Annotated in this window: 14 protein-coding genes; 8 read left to right on the top strand and 6 right to left on the bottom strand. The window is 68.5% G+C overall.

All coding sequences use genetic code 11. The annotated features are described in order from the left end of the window. Positions 1 to 2 precede the first annotated feature (2 nt). From prsK to TBR22_RS26320, 3 genes are read left to right on the top strand one after another with little or no spacing between them, the layout of a single operon-like run. Positions 3 to 2,090: an XrtA/PEP-CTERM system histidine kinase PrsK gene (gene prsK / locus TBR22_RS26330; protein WP_239490828.1), complete on the top strand. Its 2,088-nt coding sequence runs from the start codon at positions 3 to 5 to the stop codon at positions 2,088 to 2,090. Further along, on the top strand, positions 2,090 to 3,442 hold the full coding sequence (gene prsR / locus TBR22_RS26325) for a PEP-CTERM-box response regulator transcription factor (RefSeq protein WP_239490827.1): 1,353 nt from the start codon (positions 2,090 to 2,092) through the stop codon (positions 3,440 to 3,442). Before prsK ends, prsR begins: the two co-directional genes overlap by 1 nt. A 24-nt stretch (positions 3,443 to 3,466) precedes the next feature. Further along, positions 3,467 to 5,734: a tetratricopeptide repeat protein gene (locus TBR22_RS26320; protein WP_239490826.1), complete on the top strand. Its 2,268-nt coding sequence runs from the start codon at positions 3,467 to 3,469 to the stop codon at positions 5,732 to 5,734. 91 nt (positions 5,735 to 5,825) lie between these two features. On the opposite strand, the gene TBR22_RS26315 is transcribed toward TBR22_RS26320, so the two are convergent. Beyond that, positions 5,826 to 6,491: a VPDSG-CTERM sorting domain-containing protein gene (locus TBR22_RS26315; RefSeq protein ID WP_239490825.1), complete on the bottom strand. Its 666-nt coding sequence runs from the start codon at positions 6,489 to 6,491 to the stop codon at positions 5,826 to 5,828. A gap of 401 nt (positions 6,492 to 6,892) precedes the next feature. Between TBR22_RS26315 and TBR22_RS26310 the strand changes: the two genes are divergently transcribed. The 3 genes from TBR22_RS26310 to TBR22_RS26300 all read left to right on the top strand — a co-directional run bounded on the left by TBR22_RS26310 (position 6,893) and on the right by TBR22_RS26300 (position 9,272). Beyond that, a complete protein-coding gene (locus tag TBR22_RS26310) occupies positions 6,893 to 7,069 on the top strand; it encodes a VPDSG-CTERM sorting domain-containing protein (RefSeq protein ID WP_239490824.1) in 177 nt (58 codons plus the stop codon). Positions 7,070 to 7,321: 252 nt separating this feature from the next. Next, on the top strand, positions 7,322 to 8,104 hold the full coding sequence (locus TBR22_RS26305; protein ID WP_239490823.1) for a VPDSG-CTERM sorting domain-containing protein: 783 nt from the start codon (positions 7,322 to 7,324) through the stop codon (positions 8,102 to 8,104). A 328-nt stretch (positions 8,105 to 8,432) separates the two neighbouring features. Beyond that, a complete protein-coding gene (locus TBR22_RS26300; RefSeq protein WP_239490822.1) occupies positions 8,433 to 9,272 on the top strand; it encodes a hypothetical protein in 840 nt (279 codons plus the stop codon). A gap of 99 nt (positions 9,273 to 9,371) precedes the next feature. Here TBR22_RS26300 and TBR22_RS26295 read toward each other — a convergent pair whose 3' ends face one another. From TBR22_RS26295 to TBR22_RS26280, 4 genes are all read right to left on the bottom strand, one after another. Continuing rightward, on the bottom strand, positions 9,372 to 11,588 hold the full coding sequence (locus TBR22_RS26295) for a tetratricopeptide repeat protein (RefSeq protein ID WP_255665393.1): 2,217 nt from the start codon (positions 11,586 to 11,588) through the stop codon (positions 9,372 to 9,374). Positions 11,589 to 11,719: 131 nt separating this feature from the next. Further along, the gene (locus tag TBR22_RS26290; RefSeq protein WP_239490820.1) at positions 11,720 to 12,076 is read right to left on the bottom strand and encodes a hypothetical protein; all 357 of its coding nucleotides are present in this window, start codon (positions 12,074 to 12,076) and stop codon (positions 11,720 to 11,722) included. A 387-nt stretch (positions 12,077 to 12,463) separates the two neighbouring features. Continuing rightward, on the bottom strand, positions 12,464 to 13,609 hold the full coding sequence (locus TBR22_RS26285; protein ID WP_239490819.1) for an ATP-binding protein: 1,146 nt from the start codon (positions 13,607 to 13,609) through the stop codon (positions 12,464 to 12,466). 104 nt (positions 13,610 to 13,713) lie between these two features. After that, positions 13,714 to 13,890: a DUF3253 domain-containing protein gene (locus TBR22_RS26280; RefSeq protein ID WP_239490818.1), complete on the bottom strand. Its 177-nt coding sequence runs from the start codon at positions 13,888 to 13,890 to the stop codon at positions 13,714 to 13,716. Between the two features lie 79 nt (positions 13,891 to 13,969). Here TBR22_RS26280 and TBR22_RS26275 point away from each other — a divergent pair, with 79 nt between their 5' ends. Together TBR22_RS26275 and TBR22_RS26270 are read left to right on the top strand one after the other, a co-directional pair. Beyond that, the gene (locus tag TBR22_RS26275; RefSeq protein WP_239490817.1) at positions 13,970 to 15,475 is read left to right on the top strand and encodes a hypothetical protein; all 1,506 of its coding nucleotides are present in this window, start codon (positions 13,970 to 13,972) and stop codon (positions 15,473 to 15,475) included. Positions 15,476 to 15,583: 108 nt separating this feature from the next. Beyond that, positions 15,584 to 17,338: a cryptochrome/photolyase family protein gene (locus TBR22_RS26270; protein WP_239490816.1), complete on the top strand. Its 1,755-nt coding sequence runs from the start codon at positions 15,584 to 15,586 to the stop codon at positions 17,336 to 17,338. A gap of 81 nt (positions 17,339 to 17,419) precedes the next feature. On the opposite strand, the gene TBR22_RS26265 is transcribed toward TBR22_RS26270, so the two are convergent. After that, positions 17,420 to 17,767, bottom strand: a complete 348-nt coding sequence (locus TBR22_RS26265) for a hypothetical protein (protein WP_239490815.1) — start codon at positions 17,765 to 17,767, stop codon at positions 17,420 to 17,422. Positions 17,768 to 17,875 lie beyond the last annotated feature (108 nt).

The following is a 17,875-nucleotide window of genomic DNA, read 5'->3' as shown; positions in this document are numbered from 1 at the left end:
GCGTGCCCCTGATCCTCCTGCTGCCGTTCGGCGCCGCCCTGCTCGCGGCGCTGCTCGCGTCCGCGAGCCTGGTCCGCAAGGCGCCCACCGTTGCCTCGTGGTGCTTCGCCACCGGCATGCTCCTGCTCGCTGCCGACAGCGCCTGTGGTGGGCTGGCCCTGACAGCGGCCACCGACGAAGCGCTCGCGCAGTGGCTGCGGCTCGGCGTGATCGTCAAGAGCGCGATTCCCGTGGTGTGGCTCGGCTTCAGCCTCACGTACTCGCGCGGCGACTGGCGCGAGTCGGTGCACCGGTGGCGCCACGCGCTCGCGCTCTTCGGCGCCCTGCCCGTCCTCACGCTCCTCGTGGCATTCACCGTGCCTTCCGCGCTCCTCGACGTGCTCCGCGTCGGCGAGGATGGTGACATTCTGGTGCTCAGGCCGGGCCCCCTCGGCCAGGTGCTGAACGCCGTGCTGCTGGTCGGCAGCGTCCTCGTGCTCACCAACCTCGAGCAGACGTTCCGGGCCGCCGTCGGCACGGCCCGCTGGCGCCTGAAGCTCGTGGTCATCGGACTCGCCGTGCTCTTCGGTGCGCGCATCTACGTGCGCAGCCAGTCGATCCTCTTCTCCGCGCACGGCCTCGACCTGCTCGGCGTCGAGGCCAGCGGCCTGCTGGTCGGCTGCGCCATCCTCGCGCTCGCCTACCTGCGCACCGGCCTGTCCGAGGTCGACATCTACCCCTCGCGCGCCGTCCTCCGCTCCTCGCTGACCGTGCTCATTGTCGGCACGTACCTGCTCGTGGTCGGGGTGCTGGCGCAGGCGGTGCGGCGCTTCGGCGGCGCGGAGAGCTTCCAGGTGCAGGCGCTGGTCCTGCTGATCGGCATGGCCGGCCTGGCGGTGCTGTTGCTCTCGGATCGCCTCAGGCAGGGCATCCAGGTGTTCGTCGGCAGGCATTTCGCACGCGCCCAGCACGACTCGGTGAAGGTGTGGACCCAGTTGTCGCAGGCGCTCGGCACCGCGCGCGACCGCACCGGCGTGTGCACCGCTGCCTGCCGCCTCGTGTCCACCACGTTCGAGGTGCTGTCGGTGTCGTTGTGGCTCGTGGATGGCTCCGGCGACCGCCTCGAGCTGGCCGCTTCGACGACGCCGAGGCAGGCCGCGCCGATGCGCCTGCCGACCGCGCTGCGTGGCCTGGTCACTCCCCTCGACATCGAGGCCCTGCGCGACGAGTGGGCCGCCGAGTGGCGCCACGCCAATCCCTCGACCTTTCCGCAAGGTGGGCACCGCTGGGTGGTGCCGCTTCGTGAGGGCCAGATCACGCTGGGCGCCATCGTCCTCGCCGACCGGGTGAACGGCGCGCCCTACAGCCGCGAGGCGCTCGACCTGCTCCAGTGCATCGGCGATCAGGTAGCCTCCGCGCTGCAGAACCTCCGGCTCGGCGATGAGCTCGCCGAGTCGCGCGAGCTCGAGGCGTTCCGCACGATGTCGACGTTCTTCGTGCACGACCTCAAGAACGCCGCCGCGTCGCTGAACCTGATGCTCAAGAACCTGCCCGTGCACTTCGACGACCCCGAGTTCAGGGCCGACGCGTTGCGGGGCATCGCCAACACCGCCAGCCGCATCGAGACGATGATCGCGCGGCTCGGCGCGCTGCGCGATCACCCGGCGACGACCCGCCGCACGTTCCCGGTGGACGCGCTCGTGCGAGAGGCCATCGACCGCGCCGGTCCGCTGCCTGGCGTGTCGCTTTCCACCGAGCTTGACGACGCCGGGGCTATCCATGCCGATCGGGATCAGCTTGCCAGCGTGATCACCAACCTGGTCCTGAACGCCCGCGACGCGGTCGCGGGCCAGGGGCAGATTCGCGTACGCACCACCCGCAGCGACGGCTGGGCGAGCGTGTCGGTGCAGGACGACGGCTGCGGCATGAGCGAGGCGTTCATGCGCGAGTCGCTGTTCAAGCCGTTCCGTAGCACGAAATCGAAGGGCCTCGGCGTCGGGATGTTCCAGGCGCGGATGGTCGTGGAGGCCCATGGTGGCCAGATACATGTCGAGAGCGAGGAAGGGCGCGGCACCACCGTGCGCCTCCAGCTCCCGGCCCAGGATGCATGATGGACAAGCCGAAGCTGCTGCTCGTCGACGATGACGAGGACATCAGGGTGCAGATGAAGTGGGCGCTGGCGGCCGACTACGAGGTGGCGCAGGCCGGCGACCGCGTGTCGGCGATGGCGGCGTTCAACGCCACTCGTCCGCTCGTCACGCTGCTCGACCTCGGGCTGCCCCCGGCGCCCAACACGCCGGAGGAGGGCCTGGCCACCCTCGCCGGGATGCTGGTGATGGACCGGCAGGCCAAGGTCATCATCCTGTCGGGGCAGGGCGAGAAGCAGAACGCCTTGAAGGCCGTCGGCGCCGGCGCGTGGGACTTCCTCACCAAGCCGGCCGACATGGACGAACTGGCCCTCGTGATCAAGCGCAGCGTGCACGTGGCGACCCTCGAGCGCGAGTTCAGGCTGCTGCAGGACAAGGCGAAGTCCGAGGCGTTCGAGGAGATGATCGGCGCCAGCTCGCAGATGCAGGCGGTGTTCTCCTTCGTCCGCAAGGTGGCCGGCACCAACGCGCCGGTGCTGATCCTCGGCGAGAACGGCACCGGCAAGGAGATGGTGGCGCGGGCGCTGCATCGGCGCGGCAAGTCGAAGGACGCGCCGTTCGTGGCGATCAACTGCGGCGCCATACCGGAGGCCCTGCTCGAGAGCGAGCTCTTCGGACACGAGAAGGGCGCGTTCACGGGCGCGCACGCCCTGCGCAAGGGCCTCATCGAGACCGCATCGGGCGGTACGCTGTTCCTCGACGAGATCGGGGAGCTGTCGCCGGCGCTGCAGGTGAAGCTGCTGCGGTTCCTGCAGGAGAAGACCTTCCAGCGGGTGGGCGGGCGCCAGGAGATCCAGAGCGACGCGCGGGTGGTGGCCGCCACCAACGTCAACCTCAAGGAAGCCGTGGCGGCCGGGAAGTTCCGTGAGGATCTGTACTTCCGCCTGGCGGTGCTCATCACGACGCTGCCGCCGCTGCGGGACCGCGGCGAGGACATCGAGCTCATCGCGACGGAGATGTTGAGACGATTCGCCACACAACACCTGCGCAACGGGATGGCGTTCGCCCCGGATGCGGTGCGGGCGATGAACCAGCACACGTGGCCGGGGAACGTGCGCGAGTTGCAGAACCGCGTCCAGCGGGCGGTGATCATGGCCGACGGCAAGCGCGTGACGGCGCGCGACCTGGAGCTGCTCGACTCGGAGGGCACGCCACCGCCGTCGCTGCGCGAGGCCAGGGAGCGGGTGGAGCGGGAGATGGTCACCGCCGCGCTGCGTCGGCATGCCGGGAGCATCACGGCAGCGTCGCAGGAGTTGGGGATCAGCCGCCCGACGTTCTACGAGTTGATGGACAAGCTCGCGATCCAGCGAGACTGACCCGGAACCAAGGAGTGATGTGAGATGCCCCAGAAACGCTGGCCGGGAGTCGCGCTCATCGGGCTGATGCTCCTGGCCTCGACTGCCTGCAGGAGTGTCGAGAGCCGAAAGCTGGCGCACCTACAGAAAGGCGACCAGTATGCCGCGCAGAAGCGGGACGACTTTGCCGTCATCGAGTATGCCAACGCGGTGCAGCTCGACCCGATGTTCGGCGAGGCGCGGTTCAAGCTTGCCCAGGCGTACGAGCGGCTGAACAACCTGCCGGCGGCGTTCCCGGAGTACATCCGGGCGGCCGACTCGCTGCCCGATGACCGCAATGCCCAGGGCAAGGCCGCGCAGGTGCTGCTGTTGCTGGGCCGCTTCGCCGACGCCGAAGCACGGGCTGCGGCCCTGCTGGCAAAGAATCCCAAGGACATCGACGCGCTGCTGATCCAGGCCAATGCCAAAGCCGGCCTCAGGGACCCCGCCGGGGCCATGGCTCAGATTGCGGAGGCCATCCGGCTGAGCCCGGGCAGCAGCCAGGCCTTCCTGAACCTCGGTGTTCTCCGGGTGCAGCAAGGGGAAGCCAACGAGGCGGAGACCGCGTTCCGCAAGGCGATTGCCCTTGACCCCAGGTCGGTCGACAGCCGTCTGGCGCTCGCCAACTTCCTTTGGGCCGCTGGTCGCGCCAAGGAGGCGGAGAGCGCGCTGCAGGAGGCGATCGCGATCGAGCCCCTGCATCCGCTCGCCAACCGCATGCTGTCGTCGCTGTACATGGCCAGTGGGCGAAGCGCCGAGGCCGAGAAGTCGCTCAAGGTGCTTGCCGATGCTTCCAGGTCCCCTGGCGCCCGGTTTCAGTTGGCGGAGTACTACCTCGAGGTTGGCCGCAGGCAGGAGGCGGCGACAGTGCTCAAGGGTCTGTCTGCCGAGCGCGCAACTCACGCCGATGCAGAGGTCGAGCTCGCCGCCATCGAACAGGCTGACGGACGCGCCGAAGACGCACGCAAGCGACTCGACTCGCTGCTCACCAAGGTGCCGAACCACACTCGCGGGCTGATCCTCAAGGCCGCCTGGCTGGCACGGGCGAACGATCTGGACGAGGCATTGAAAGTGGCCAAGACCGCAGTGGCCAGTGATCCTCGCTCGGCAGAGGCGCACTTCACGCTTGGCGCCATCCACGCTCGCCGCCGCGAGAACGCCGACGCCATCAAGGCGTACACCGAAGTGTTGTCGCTCAACCCGAGAGCAACGGCGGCGCAGTTGGAGTTGGCGAGACTCAACTTCTCGACCGGAAACGAATCGGCGGCCCTGCAGTTTGCCGAGGAGGCGCGGAGCTCGGCGCCCTCCAACCTCGACGCGAACCTGGCGGTGGTTCGCGGCCTCATCGCCGCAAAGGAGCTTGCCCGTGCGGGGAGCGAGGTCAGGCGGTTACGGGAAGCGGTTCCCAACAGCGCAGCCGTCCAGGTCGTGAGCGGCGTGCTGTATGCAAGCCAGAACGACGCCGTGGCCGCCCGGGCAGCCTACGAGCGAGCCCTACAGTTGTCGCCCTTCTTCCCAGAGGCGATGGCGAGGCTTACGTATCTCGACATCGCCGAGAAGGCGCCGGCTCGGGCCATCGCCAGGCTCGAGCCCGCCATCGCCAAGGACGGGAACAACACTGCGCTTCTGGCGCTGCTCGCCGAGGCGTATCGGGCATCGGGCGACATGCCGCGCGCCGAGGAGTCCTTGCGCCGGGCGGTATCGGGTGACCCGCGCTTCCAGATGGGCTACGCCATGTTGGCCCAGCTCTACACGAAACAGGGTCGGCTGGAAGAGGCCCGTAAGGAATGGGAGCAACTGGTGAGCAGGGATCCGGTGAACACCGGGGCCAGGACCATGGTCGGTGTGCTGCTCGAGACCCAAGGCAAGCGAGACGCGGCGATGAAGACGTACGAGGAGGCAGTCAAGAGCGACCCGCGGGCTGCCGTGGCTGCCAACAACCTCGCCTACATCTACGCGGAGCAGGGTACGAGTCTCGACATGGCCCTGCAGTTGGCGACCTCGGCCAAGCAGGTCCTTCCCAATGACTCCAGTATCGACGACACGATCGGCTGGGTCTACTACAAGAAGGGATTGCCTTCGCTCGCCGTGGGGCCCCTGAAGGAAAGCCTCAAGAAGCAACCGGACCAGCCGGAGGTGCTCTATCACCTCGGCATGAGCTACGCCAAGCTTGGCGACAAGGCCAAGGCCAAGGAGGCCTTGGCACGCGCGCTGACGCTGAACCCCAAGGTGGGGGGCGACGAGGCACGACGCGCACTGCAGTCTGTGCAGTAACTGCAGCCCACCGCAGACGCTCCAGAACAGAAGAAGGGGGCCAACACCCGAGGTGTTGGCCCCCTTCTTGTTTTCCCGCAGTCGCTGATTCTTAGAGCGACAGCCGACGGCGCAGGGCAGCCACGCCGACCAGTGCGGAGCCGAGCAGCATCGAGGTGGTGCCGCCGTCAGGTACCCGATCACCGCCGCCATTCCCGCCCCCGTTGGTCGAGCCCGGAGTCCGGTTGAAGAGCGTGTAGTGGGAGAGGCCGTGGCCCTGCGACGTCCAGCCCGTGCCACCAAGACTCAGGGTGACCTCGGTGTTGGCTGCGAGGTTGCCGATGTAGTACACCGCCGAGTCGGGACCCCACTTGGCGACAACCCACTTGTAGGTGAAGTTGCCAAGATTGAACGTGGCGTTGCTGGTCACGGTGCGATAACCCGGCGTGCTTGCCGAGGGCGCGTTCGGATCGTCGGGAATCACGGTCGAGGCCGAGTACTTGAGGGTGTACGTCTCGTTCTGGGCGTCGAGGGGGTTGTTGCCCATCACGGTGCCAGACGCAGCTCCACCGTTGTACCCGACAACGGTGGTCGACCCGTCGGTCCACCCGTTGAGAAGCCCATTGATCATGACAGCTTCGTTGTCGGCGTCGGCGGGCGTGCCCGGCTCGACGATCCCGAGCAACTGATTCGCCCCGATCGTCACTGCACCCGCAGCGGTCGGCAGCGCCATAAGGGCGGCCGCGGCAAAGGCCATTGACAGCATTTTCTTGGTCATCTTCGTTCCTCACATTCCGCGGCCCTGAGGCCCGTCCATAGAGACGCGCGTTTGACTCGTCGGTAGAGCAATGCTCGTGCCGGCCGCTTGCGAACGGCGATGATTCTTGCTAAACGATTCCATCGTAATGACTTGCATAATTCTAGTCTCGGGCGCTTCTTGGCAGCCCGGAGGGCGATCGTAAACTCCGCCGACGTGCCCCCATCGGCAACCGACTCGGCGCGCAAGTCGGAAATCCTTACGTGCGGGGCGCGCGCAGAAAGCCCCCGACAGCGGGTGTCACGAGCGCACGCTCTCAAGATCGGTCAAGTTTCACTGAGAAGACTGCAACTCGGCAGAATTGGCCTGGAAGCTGCACCTCGCCATCGCCGAGTTCTTTACACCCCCTCGAGGAGACATCGATGAAGAAGGTCTTGTTCACTGCGGCCGCACTGCTGGTCGCCACGTCTGCGTCGGCCATGACCGTCCCGCCGGTCCTGGCGGTTGTCGAGTCCGTTCCTGATGGCGGCGCGACCATGGCGCTGCTCGGCGGTGCCGTGGCAGGTCTCGGGGCCCTCAGGTACTTCATGGGCAAGTAGGCCCCCCGTACCGCGAAAAAACGAGGGGCAGCAGCGATGCTGCCCCTTTTCGTTGGCCGCCGTCGGCAGACTTTACGACTCCTCCGCCACGTCGCGCCCGCGCCACACTGTTGTCTGGGCCCCGCAACGAAACCGACCCTCCAACCTCTTCCAGATCAATGGCTTGCCTCGACGAACCCGGCTTGGCTCGATAACCGCATAGACGCGTTGGCCAGCAAGGTTCCCCTCCCGAACGGCTATCGGAGTTCCGTCATGTCCCTGAAGGATGTGACGCCAGGAGCGCGAGGCAGGATGATGAACGGCAGGATGTTCCGGAACGTGATGAAAATGATGGCTGCGGCCATCGCGCTGTCGGCCACGAGCGCGTGGGCCGGACCCATTGGAGATACCGGGCAGTTCAACCAGACCAGGCTGGCCGGGTACTACTCGGGCAACGGCGGTGAGTTCACCGTGTACGGGTTCGGCAGCAGCCTGAGCAACGCAGGCTACGGTGCGCAGACCCGCGACCAGGATCCAGCTGGCGACCCCGTGACGGCTCCCGGCTTCCAGACGTTCTGCATCGAGTTCAACGAGTTCACCGGCGGCGACCCGACATACTTCAAGGTCAACAGCGCCGCTGTCGAAGGCGGTGTGAGCGGTGGCAACCCCGACCCGATCTCCAAGGGCACCGCGTGGCTCTACAGTCAGTTCGCCGCAGGGACGCTCGCGGGCTACGACTACACGGTCGGCGGCGCCCGCGAGGCGGCCGCCCTGGCTCTCCAGCACGCGATCTGGTACCTGGAGGGTGAGGGCGGCGCGGCCAACGCCTTTTACGATGCGGCCGTTGCGGCGGTCGGCGCGGGGAATGAGTTCGCCGATGCCGAGGTGGGTGAGTACGGGGTCTACGTGCTGAACACCTATGCGACGGCCGACCACGACATCGCCGGCAAGCGCCAGGACTTCCTGTACCGTGTGCCCGATGGCGGCACGACCGTTGCGCTGTTCGGCGCCGTCCTGGCCGGCCTCGGCGCCCTGAAGCGGACTTACCGGATCTGATCAGCACTCGGGTTGAGAAGGGGGCCGACCTGGATGCGGGTCGGCCCCTTTCCGCTTGAGGCGACCCCTCCCGCGTCCTACCCGTCGGAAACATTTACGCCACACAGCGCATGGCGAGGTGTCCCGGTCGGAAGCCGGTGAGTGAACCGGCTCGAAAGTGCCCGCCAGCCAACGAATCTAGGCCAATCCCGCCAGTCTCCTTTCTCTCGCCAGAAACGGGCACAATTCTGGCATTCATCCGTGCGAGTCGTGCTGACCAGCACTCGGTAACCGGCCAAGGCCGTCCCATGATGGGGCTCCGCGGCCACAGCACACGAAAGTCAGGTACATGCTCGCTCGCCTTCGACATCTGATCGTCGCCACCGCCGTGGTCGCGGCGGTTCTGCCTGCGTCCGCGGCCATCGCGGGACCGGTCGGCACAACCGGCGGTTTCGTGTACGAGCGCATCGACGGTTACTGGTACGGTGACGGCGGTGAATTCACCCTGTTCAACGTGACAGGCGTCACCAACGCCTCGTACAGCAACTCGTCACGCAACATCGTCGACAACGACAACAACGAGTTGCTGGCCACGGCGCCTTCGTTCCAGACGTTCTGCCTGGAGTCCTCAGAAGCCGCCGCCGCCTCGTTCTACGTCGTAGGCTCGGCGGCGGTGAGCGGCGGCAACGAGCGGGACCCGATCCTGCTGCAGGACCGCATCTCGTTGGGCACCGCCTGGCTGTACAGCGAGTTCGCCAAGGGCACGCTCAACGTGGCCGGTGGCAACTACTTCGGATCGGGCAACCGATCGCAGGAAGCGGACAAGCTCCAGAAGGCCCTGTGGTGGCTCGAAGGTGAACACACCAACCTCGACAGCCTGAACAACCCGTACTACCGTGCGGCGGTCGAGTTCTTCGACACCAACAACGACAACGTGTGGGACAAGAGCTTCGCCCAGGCCGACGCGCCCGTTGGGTACCTGGGAGTCTACGTGCTCCAGAATTTCCGGAGCGCCTCCGCACGCGACGCGTTCGTCCAGGATCCCATGAACCGCAGGGAGCGCGCGCAGGACTTCCTCTGGTACCACAACCCGCCGACCGTTCCCGACGGCGGTGCGACCGTGATGCTGCTCGGCGGCGCCATGCTCGCCATGGGCGCCCTCCGACGCAAGCTCGGACCGCGCGTCTAACACCTCGCTCGCCGCACGGAGCAAAGCAGAAGGGCCGGAGCAATCCGGCCCTTTGGCGTTTCTGGTTCGCAAACGAACGGCGCGGTGAGACACCGCGCCCTACCGCACGGTCGCGAGCAACTGGCGGGCGGCGTCGGCGTCGGCAAAGTCCGGCTGGAGTCGTAGCGCCTGCTCGAGCGCTTGGCGCGCCGCGTCCTTGTTGCCGGTCTGCGCGTAGGCCTGACCGAGGTGGTAGTGGAACGCCGGGTTGCCAGGCACCCGCTCGAGCGCCACCTTCAGCGGGGGAATCGCCAGCGCCGGCAGCTGCTTCTTCAGGTACACGACCGCGAGCGTGTCATTGATCTCGGGCTCGTCGGGGAGCGCCGCCTTCGCCGACTGCGCCAACTGCAGCGCGCGATCGAGCTGCTCACCCTTGCTGGCCAGCATCCACGCGAGATTGTTGGCCGCCAGGGCCGCCTGGGGATCGATCTCCAGGATCTTCTCGTACCGGCGCCGGGCCTCGGCCTCGTTGCCCTGCTGCTGCACCGCAATCGCCGCCATCGTCTGGGGGCCGATCGCCCGCGGCTGCTTTGCGGCCAGCGCATCGAACGCCGCTACGGCGTCACCGAGCTTGCGCTGCGCCATGAGCAGGCGCGCCAGGTCGGAGTAGGCCTCCAGGTTGGTCGCATCGATGTCGATGGCCTTGCGGAGGAACTCCTCACCCTTCACCGGATCGCCGGTCGACGCCCACGTGCGACCCGCGAGCGCCAGCACCGCACTGGAGTTCGGTGCCTGCGCGAGCCGCTGCTCGACGCGCGCCCGCGCCTGGGCAGGCTGCTTCTGCTGGAGGTCGAGCGAGACGAGCGCGGCGAGTGGCTCCACCATCGTGGGCTGCAACGCCAGGGCCTGATCGAACGCGGCACGGGCACCGGCGGCATCGCCCCGGGCAAGTGCCAGCATGCCCACCTGGTTCTTCACGACGGCGGCGTTCGGGAACTCGCGCGCCAGGGCGTCGGTGACCGCCGCCGCCCGCTCGATCTCGCGTCGCGCCACGAGGGTGCGAGCCAGCACCAGCCGCGCCTCCAGGCCGCGCGGCTGGGCGGCCGCCGCCTGCTCGGCCAGTTGAGCCGCGGCGCCGAGGTCGTTGCGCTGCATCTGCACCATCGCGAGCCGCACCTGCGCCGTGGCGGCGCGAGGGTTGACGGCCAGCACGTCGCCGTAGGCCTTGGCGGCTGCGTCGAGATCGCGGCGCGCTTCCTCGGCGCGCCCGAGCAGGAACGACGCCTCCGCGTTCTTCGGATCGAGCTTCAGCGCCGCCTGCGCCTCCGCCTTCGCCTCGTCGCCCCGCCCGCTGGCCAGCAGCAGCCGGCCGCGGACGAGATGCCCCCCGACCAGCGTCGGGTGCTTCGCGATCACCTCGTCCACGACCCTCATGGCCTCGGCCTTCTCGCCGGTGTCATGAAGAAGCTCGGCAGTGCGAGCACGAGCAATCGGCCAGTACTCCGGCCGCGCGCTCAACGCGTCCAGCGTCTTGCGGGCCTCGTCGCGACGGCCGAGGGCGAGATAGTAGTCGGTGAGGGCGAGCGCCGAGCCCGCGTCGTTGACCGTCTCGGCCACCATGCGGAAGTGAGGCTCTGCTTCCGCTGCCCGCCCGGTGCGCATGTAGAAGGTGGCGAGCCAGCGGTTGGCCTGCACATCCTTCGGGTCGACGGCATATGCCGCTCGGAACACGGCTTCCGCCTCGTCGCCTCGGCCGGCGCCCCACAGGAACTGGCCGAGGGCCACTTGCGCGGCAACCGACTTCGGGTCGATCTCCACGGCCTTGCGGTACGCCTGCTCCGCTTCCGGCACATTGCCACGGGCGGCCTCGATGGCGCCCATGTTCGTCTGGAGCGCCGAGCGGGGCTCGAGGGCGATGGCTTGCTGGATCTGCTCGAGTGCGCCGTCGAGGTCGCGCAGGTTTGCGAGCGCGTTGGCCCTGAGCACCAGCGCATCGACCGAGCGCGCGTCGACCGCCAGGGCCTTGTCGGCCCGCGACCTCGCGTCCTCGAAACGACCGGCGAGCAACAACAGGGAACCCGCCTTGACCTGCGCCTGGACGTCCCGCGGGAGGAGGTCGGCCGCCCGCACGAGAGAGGCGAGCGCCTCGGCGCCGTTGCCCTGCTTCAGGTATGCCTCGGCGAGCTTCTGGTGCGCCTGCGCCAAGAGGGGATCACGCTCCACCGCGGCGCGGTACTCGATGATCGCGGCGGACACGTCGCCTTTCTCGAGGAAGGCATTGCCGCGGTCCAGGGAGCTCTGCGCACTCCTCGCACAACTGCCGGTGACTATCGCCACGGCACACACGCCCGCGACGAGACCAAGACGGAACGACCTCTTCAAGGGTGGATGCCTCCGCCCCGACGATAGCACGCGCGATCGGGCTCTTCGACGCGATGTGCGTCGCGGCGAAGGGGCCACGAGCGCGTCTACCGTCGCACCACGTCGCGGTCGCGCTCCTCGATGTGCAGGCCCACCGACTGCGCGCCGAAGTTGGCCACCTCGCGCACGTTGCCGCGCACCTTCACGAGCGCGCCCTTCGACGGCGATCCCCGGCGCTCCGACAGCACCGTGATCTCGGCACTCCCATCGTCGATCTTGTACAGCGCGTACGGGACGAGCGGCACGCTCCACGCGCTGGTCACCCGACCGGTGATCTCGACCTGCCGGCCGTCGAACTGGCCGGGGTCGTCGCGGATGTCGGCAATGGAACGGGCACGGGCCGCGCACCCGGCCAGCGTGATGGCGAGAAGCAGGGCGAGGACTGGACGCGAGCCGCGGGTCATGGGCATCTCCGATGTGCCGGGCTGAGGTGGCCCGGAATGAAAAGGGGGAAGGCCCCCACCGACACGCCCCCTGCGCATCAGCGACGACCTTCCCCCGACCTGCAATGAGGCTGCACACGAGCCGCCCACTTGCGCGGAGTGCGGCGATGCCAGCGCCTGCCTTGACGGTTATCGCACCCCGTTGACCCGGCGCAACCTCGCGCCAACCTTCTTCAAGGCGTATGCCAGCGTGAGTGACCGACACAGGGGACAGAACTGTCACCGCCGCAGGGCGGGCATTTGAGACATTTGTCCAGGTAGGGCGCGATGTCCCGTCGCGCCGTTGGTCAGGCGGCTAACGGCGGGGTGAGGACACCCCGCCCTACCTCTCGCTCCGGACACCCCGCCCTACCTGTGAGCTGACGGGGCGGCGAGATCGCGGAGCGGCACCGCCTCCACGCGGTCACTCAGCGGAAAGCGCCGGTCGCCCGGATAAACCACCGCGATGCGATCGAGCCCGAGGTCGCTGAGCGCAATCCGGATGGACGGCGTGAGGCGCGGCGTGTCCGTGCGCTTGCACTCGACGCCGAGGAGCCGGTCGCCCCGTCGCAACACGAGGTCGATCTCCGCGCCCTGGTGCGTCGCCCAGAACCAGGCCTCGTCGTGCGCCTCGGAGGCGAGCACCTGCTCGACGGCAAACCCCTCCCACGAGGCGCCAGCCTTGGGGTGCGAGAGCAGGTCGTGCATCGACGAGATGCCCAGCAACTGGTGCAACAGGCCACTGTCGCGCACGTACACCTTCGGCGCCTTGACCTGCCGCTTGCGCAGGTTGGCGTGGAAGGGCTGGAGCTGCCTGACCATGAAGCTGTCGGTGAACAGGTCCAGGTACCGGCGCGCAGTTGGCTCGCTGACGTCGAGTGCTCGCGCCGGGTCGGTGGCCTTCCACGTCTGCCCGTGGTAGTGCGCCACCATCGTCCAGAATCGACGGAGGGCGATGGCCGACGAGCGCACCCCCCATTGAGGGAAGTCACGCTCGAGCAGCGTCTGCACGAAGCTCGACCGCCAGGCGAGACTCGCCGCCTCGTCCGGCGCGAGGAACGCGCGCGGAAAGCCGCCCCGCAGCCAGAGCGTCGAGGTCGACTCACCCCCCGTCTCTCGCAACGTGAACGGCCCCATCGTGACCCGCGTGATCCGCCCCGCCAGGCTCTCCGACGTCTGGCGCAGCAGGTCGCCCGACGCCGAGCCCAGCACCAGGAAACGCGCGGGGTTGTCGTCGCGGTCGACGAGCACACGCAGGACCCGGAAGATCTCGGGGCGGTGCTGCACCTCGTCGATGACGATCAGCCCGGTCAGGCCGCTCAAGGCGGTCATCGGCTCGGCCAGACGAGCGAGGCTGAGCGGATCCTCGAGGTCGAAGTAGTTGGCCGACGTCGACGCGACGAACTGCCGGGCGAGGGTCGTCTTGCCGCACTGGCGCGGCCCAGCCAGGAGCACGACGGGGCTGCGCGAGAGCGCCAACTCGACGTCGGCCGTCAGATCCGCTCTGTCGAGCATGGCTCAAATTACCATGAAAATCGAAACATAGCGTTTCGTTTTTCATGGTGTTCTGACATCCACGCATTTGGTCAGGCGGTTAACGGCGGGGTGGCTTGCCCGCTCTACCGAAGCCGCAGCCGGATCGGCCCTCGCGCGGTGCGTCCGTCCACGACCTGTCCGCGCTGCAGCACCTCGACCTGACCCGCGTCGGCGAGCGCGACGGCCGCCTGCCTGACCTCGGGCATCAGCCGACGCCAGGAGATCGGGTCTAGCTTGCGCGCCACCTCCGAGGGACACATCGTGGTACCCGGGCGTCCTTGGGAGAGGAGGCGCAGCACCTCCGCCCGCATCCCCTCCCGACCCGCCCCTCCCTCGTCCATGCCCTCGCCCTCGCTCGCCGTCCCTGCCATCCGCATCCGCGCGCTCCGCGACCAGCCGCCGCGCCGACCCGCCCGCTACGTCCTCTACTGGATGATTGCCGCGCGTCGCCTCGAGGACAACTTCGGTCTGCAGCGCGCCGCCTGGTGGGCCCGCGAGCTCGACCTGCCGCTGCTGGTCTTCGAGCCCCTCCGCGTCGGCTACCGCTGGGCCAGCGACCGCCTGCACGCCTTCGTGCTCCAGGGCATGGCCGACCATCGCCGCCACGCCGCGCGACTGGGCGTGACCTACTACGCCTACGTCGAGCCGACCGCCGGCGCGGGGAAGGGCCTGCTCGCGCGCCTCGCGAAGGACGCCGCGGTGGTCGTGACCGACGACTACCCGACGTTCTTCCTGCCGCACATGGTCGAGGCCGCCGCGGGGCAACTCGACTGCCGCCTCGAAACGATCGACGGCAACGGCCTGATGCCGATGCGCGCGACGACGACGGTGTACCCGACGGCGTATGCGTTCCGCCGGTACCTGCAGAAGTCGCTGCCGCCGCACCTTGCCGAGATTCCGCAGCGTGACCCGCTCGCCGGCCTGCCGAAGCGGCCCGCGCCCATCGACGCGGCGATCCTGAAGCAGTGGCCCGAAGCGACCGACGCGCGCCTCGCCGCGACGCCCGAGGCGCTTGCCGACCTGCCGATCGACCACACCGTGCCGCCGTCGCCGGTGCTCACCGGCGGCGCCTCCGCCGCGCACGCGCAGCTGACGCGCTTCCTCGACCGCGGCCTGGCGCTCTACCACGAGGAGCGCAGTCAGCCCGACAGCGACGCCGCGTCCGGCCTCTCACCGTGGCTGCACTTCGGGCACATCGGCGTCCATCGCGTGTTCGCCGAGGTCGTCACCCGTGCCGGGTGGACCACGCGCAAGCTGGCGAGCAAGGCGACGGGACAGCGCGAGGGCTGGTGGGGCGCGTCGCCGGAGGTCGAGGCCTTCCTCGACGAGCTGATCACCTGGCGCGAGGTCGGCTTCAACTTCTGCGCGCTGCGCCCCGATCACGACACATACGAGTCGCTGCCCGAGTGGGCGCGCACCTCGCTCGAGGCGCATGCGTCGGACGCGCGGGCGCACCTGTACACGCTCGACCAGTTCGCGCGCGCCGGGACGCACGATCCGGTGTGGAACGCCGCGCAGCGGCAACTGGTACGCGACGGCCGCATGCACAACTACCTGCGCATGCTGTGGGGCAAGAAGATCCTCGAGTGGACCGCCCACCCGCGCGAGGCGCTCGCGGTGATGATCGAGTTGAACAACCGCTACGCGCTCGACGGCCGCGACCCGAACTCCTATAGCGGCATCTTCTGGGTGCTCGGCCGCTACGACCGCCCGTGGGCGCCGCGCCGCGAGATCTTCGGCGTGATCAGGTACATGAGCAGCGACAGCACGATGAAGAAGCTGCGCCTGAAGAACTACCTGCGCGAGTACGGTCCCGGCGCACAGCAGTTGCAATTCGAAAGGTAGGGCACAAGGTAGGGCGCGGTCTACCCTTCGAGTGCGCTCAGGGCCAGCGACCGCGCCGTCAGCCAAGGACACCACCAACGGCGCGATGGGACATCGCGCCCTACCCGTATGCCACGCACATCCGCCTTTCGCACGGCCCTCCAACGCCACGCGCACGACCCATCGGGTCGTCGCTGGGTGTATGTGCCGTACGACCAGCTGTCGGACGGCATCGGTCCGCTCTCCCGGCTCGCACCCCGCGAGCTCGGCATCGTCCTGGTCGAGAGCGAGGCCAAGGGCCGTCGGCGTCCGTACCACCAGCAGAAGCTCGCGTTGATCCTCGCCAACCAGCGGCACTTCGCGATCGAGCAGGCGGCGCGCGGCGTGGCGGTGCGGTACGTCCACACGCCGGGCACGTACGCCGAGGCGCTGCGCGAGGTGGCGCGCGAGACGGGTCCGCTGGTGATGATGCGGGCCGCCGAGCGCGAGCTGCGCGTCGAGGTCGCGCCGCTGGTCGCCGACGGGCTGATCGAGGAGATCGCCCACGAGGGGTGGCTGACGACCGTCGAGGACTTCGGGAGCAAGCCTGGACCGTGGCGGATGGATACGTTCTACAGGCGCGTGCGTACACGCTTGCGCATCCTGATGGACGGCAAGGATCCGGCCGGGGGTCGCTGGAGCTTCGACGAGGACAACCGCGAGCCGTGGCGCGGCACGCCCACGCCGCCACGCCCGCCGCAGTTCGCGCACGACGCGATCGGCGAGGAAGTCGCCGACCTCGTCCGGACGCGATTCGCCGACCATCCAGGGCAAGTGGATCTCGCGTCGCTGCCGGCGACGTCGGCGCATGCCGAGCAGCTGTGGGCCTGGGCCCTCGACAACTGCCTCGCGCATTTCGGGCCGTACGAGGACGCGATGTCGCGGCGAGGCGATGGGCTGTTCCACACGCGGATCTCGCCGCTGCTCAACATCCACCGCCTGTTGCCGGCGCGCGTCGTGCGCGACGCCGAGCGGTGCGACGCGCCGCTGAATTCGCGCGAGGGCTTCATCCGGCAGGTGATCGGCTGGCGCGAGTACGTGCGTCACGTCCACGAGGCCACCGACGGCTTCACGCGCCTGCCCGATGGTGACGTGCCGCGAACCGAGGCTCCCGGCGACGGCGGGTATGCGCGGTGGGTGCTGCGTCACACGGGAATCGGGAATCGGGAGTCGGGAGTCGCCGAAGCGAAGCAGGCGGGAGTCGGGAATCGGGAATCGGGAATCGCCGAGGCGGCGCCCACCCAGCCTGCCGACCGCCGACTGCCGACTGCCGGCAGCTACGGCGGCTGCACGGTCAACGTGCTGAAGGCCCGCACGCCGCTGCCGCTCGCGTACTGGGGCGCGCCCTCGGGGCTCGCCTGCCTGGATCACGTCGTCGCCGGCGTGTGGCGCGAGGCGTGGAGTCACCACATCCCGCGATTGATGGTGCTCGCGAACATCGCGGCGTTGCTCGACGTGGACCCGCGCGAGCTGACCGACTGGTTCTGGGTCGCCTACGCCGACGCCTACGACTGGGTGGTCGAGCCCAACGTCCTCGGGATGGGGACGTACGCGGCGGGTCCGCTCATGACCACCAAGCCGTACGTCGCCGGCGCCGGCTACATCCATCGCATGAGCGACTACTGCGAGGCGTGCAGCTTCGACCCGAAGTCCACCTGCCCGCTCACGCGACTCTACTGGGCGTACCTTGCCAGACACGAGGCGACCTTCGCGCGCAACCAGCGGATGGGGGTGGTGATGAGCGCGTTGAAGCGACGCGCGCCAGCGCAGCGGCAGGAGGACGAGCGGGTGTTCGGGGAGGTGAGGGAGAGGCTGACCCGCGGGGAGCGGATCGATCAGCCTTGATGGTCCGGCGCGTCTCGCCCTTCGACTCCGCGGAGGGCATGGCAACGTGCCGGCGGCGCGTGCCGCGGCGACCAGGACTCCCTAGTGCACGTGGGCGTCGGCCTGCATCATGATGCCCGGGGTGGGCGTCACGGGGATGGCCAATCCTTCGATCACGCTCTGCGACACGCGCACCAGCGTCGTCACCTGCGCCGCATAGGCCTGCACGGCGTGCGCGAGATACGGGTCGTACTCGTAGCACCGCATCAGCGGCACCGCGTCGACGATGGCTTCCTTGAGCCGGAGGGGCTCGGCCAGCCGCAGGTTCCCCTGGCTGTCTGGCTCCCTCGACACCACTTCGACGGGCACCAGGACCGGCACCTCGTTCTCGTGTTGGACGTAATACAGCACGGTATGCACGACGTGCTTCTCCTTGCGCGATTCAGCCATCCCAATCGTCCCGTCGGACCCCATCGCCTGCTCCCGTGGGGCAGGGCGCGGTCTCCCCTTCGACTTCGCTCTGGGCAAAGCGACCGCGCCGTTTGGGGCGCGACCGGG

Origin of the sequence: Luteitalea sp. TBR-22 (assembly GCF_016865485.1) — a bacterium.
Lineage (GTDB): Bacteria > Acidobacteriota > Vicinamibacteria > Vicinamibacterales > Vicinamibacteraceae > Luteitalea.
The sequence above is the reverse complement of the archived record's forward strand: the minus strand, read 5'-3'. Positions and strand labels throughout refer to the sequence as shown.

Excerpts from the sequence above, each read along its gene's own strand:
- TBR22_RS26280 (WP_239490818.1), bottom strand. The coding sequence starts at position 13,890 with ATGTGTCCCTCGGAGGTGGCGCGCAAGCTAGACCCGATCTCCTGGCGT.
- TBR22_RS26290 (WP_239490820.1), bottom strand. The coding sequence starts at position 12,076 with ATGACCCGCGGCTCGCGTCCAGTCCTCGCCCTGCTTCTCGCCATCACG.
- TBR22_RS26305 (WP_239490823.1), top strand. The coding sequence starts at position 7,322 with ATGTCCCTGAAGGATGTGACGCCAGGAGCGCGAGGCAGGATGATGAAC.
- TBR22_RS26320 (WP_239490826.1), top strand. The coding sequence starts at position 3,467 with ATGCCCCAGAAACGCTGGCCGGGAGTCGCGCTCATCGGGCTGATGCTC.
- TBR22_RS26275 (WP_239490817.1), top strand. The coding sequence starts at position 13,970 with ATGCCCTCGCCCTCGCTCGCCGTCCCTGCCATCCGCATCCGCGCGCTC.
- TBR22_RS26285 (WP_239490819.1), bottom strand. The coding sequence starts at position 13,609 with ATGCTCGACAGAGCGGATCTGACGGCCGACGTCGAGTTGGCGCTCTCG.
- TBR22_RS26300 (WP_239490822.1), top strand. The coding sequence starts at position 8,433 with ATGCTCGCTCGCCTTCGACATCTGATCGTCGCCACCGCCGTGGTCGCG.
- TBR22_RS26315 (WP_239490825.1), bottom strand. The coding sequence starts at position 6,491 with ATGACCAAGAAAATGCTGTCAATGGCCTTTGCCGCGGCCGCCCTTATG.
- TBR22_RS26265 (WP_239490815.1), bottom strand. The coding sequence starts at position 17,767 with ATGGCTGAATCGCGCAAGGAGAAGCACGTCGTGCATACCGTGCTGTAT.
- prsR (WP_239490827.1), top strand. The coding sequence starts at position 2,090 with ATGGACAAGCCGAAGCTGCTGCTCGTCGACGATGACGAGGACATCAGG.
- TBR22_RS26310 (WP_239490824.1), top strand. The coding sequence starts at position 6,893 with ATGAAGAAGGTCTTGTTCACTGCGGCCGCACTGCTGGTCGCCACGTCT.
- TBR22_RS26270 (WP_239490816.1), top strand. The coding sequence starts at position 15,584 with ATGCCACGCACATCCGCCTTTCGCACGGCCCTCCAACGCCACGCGCAC.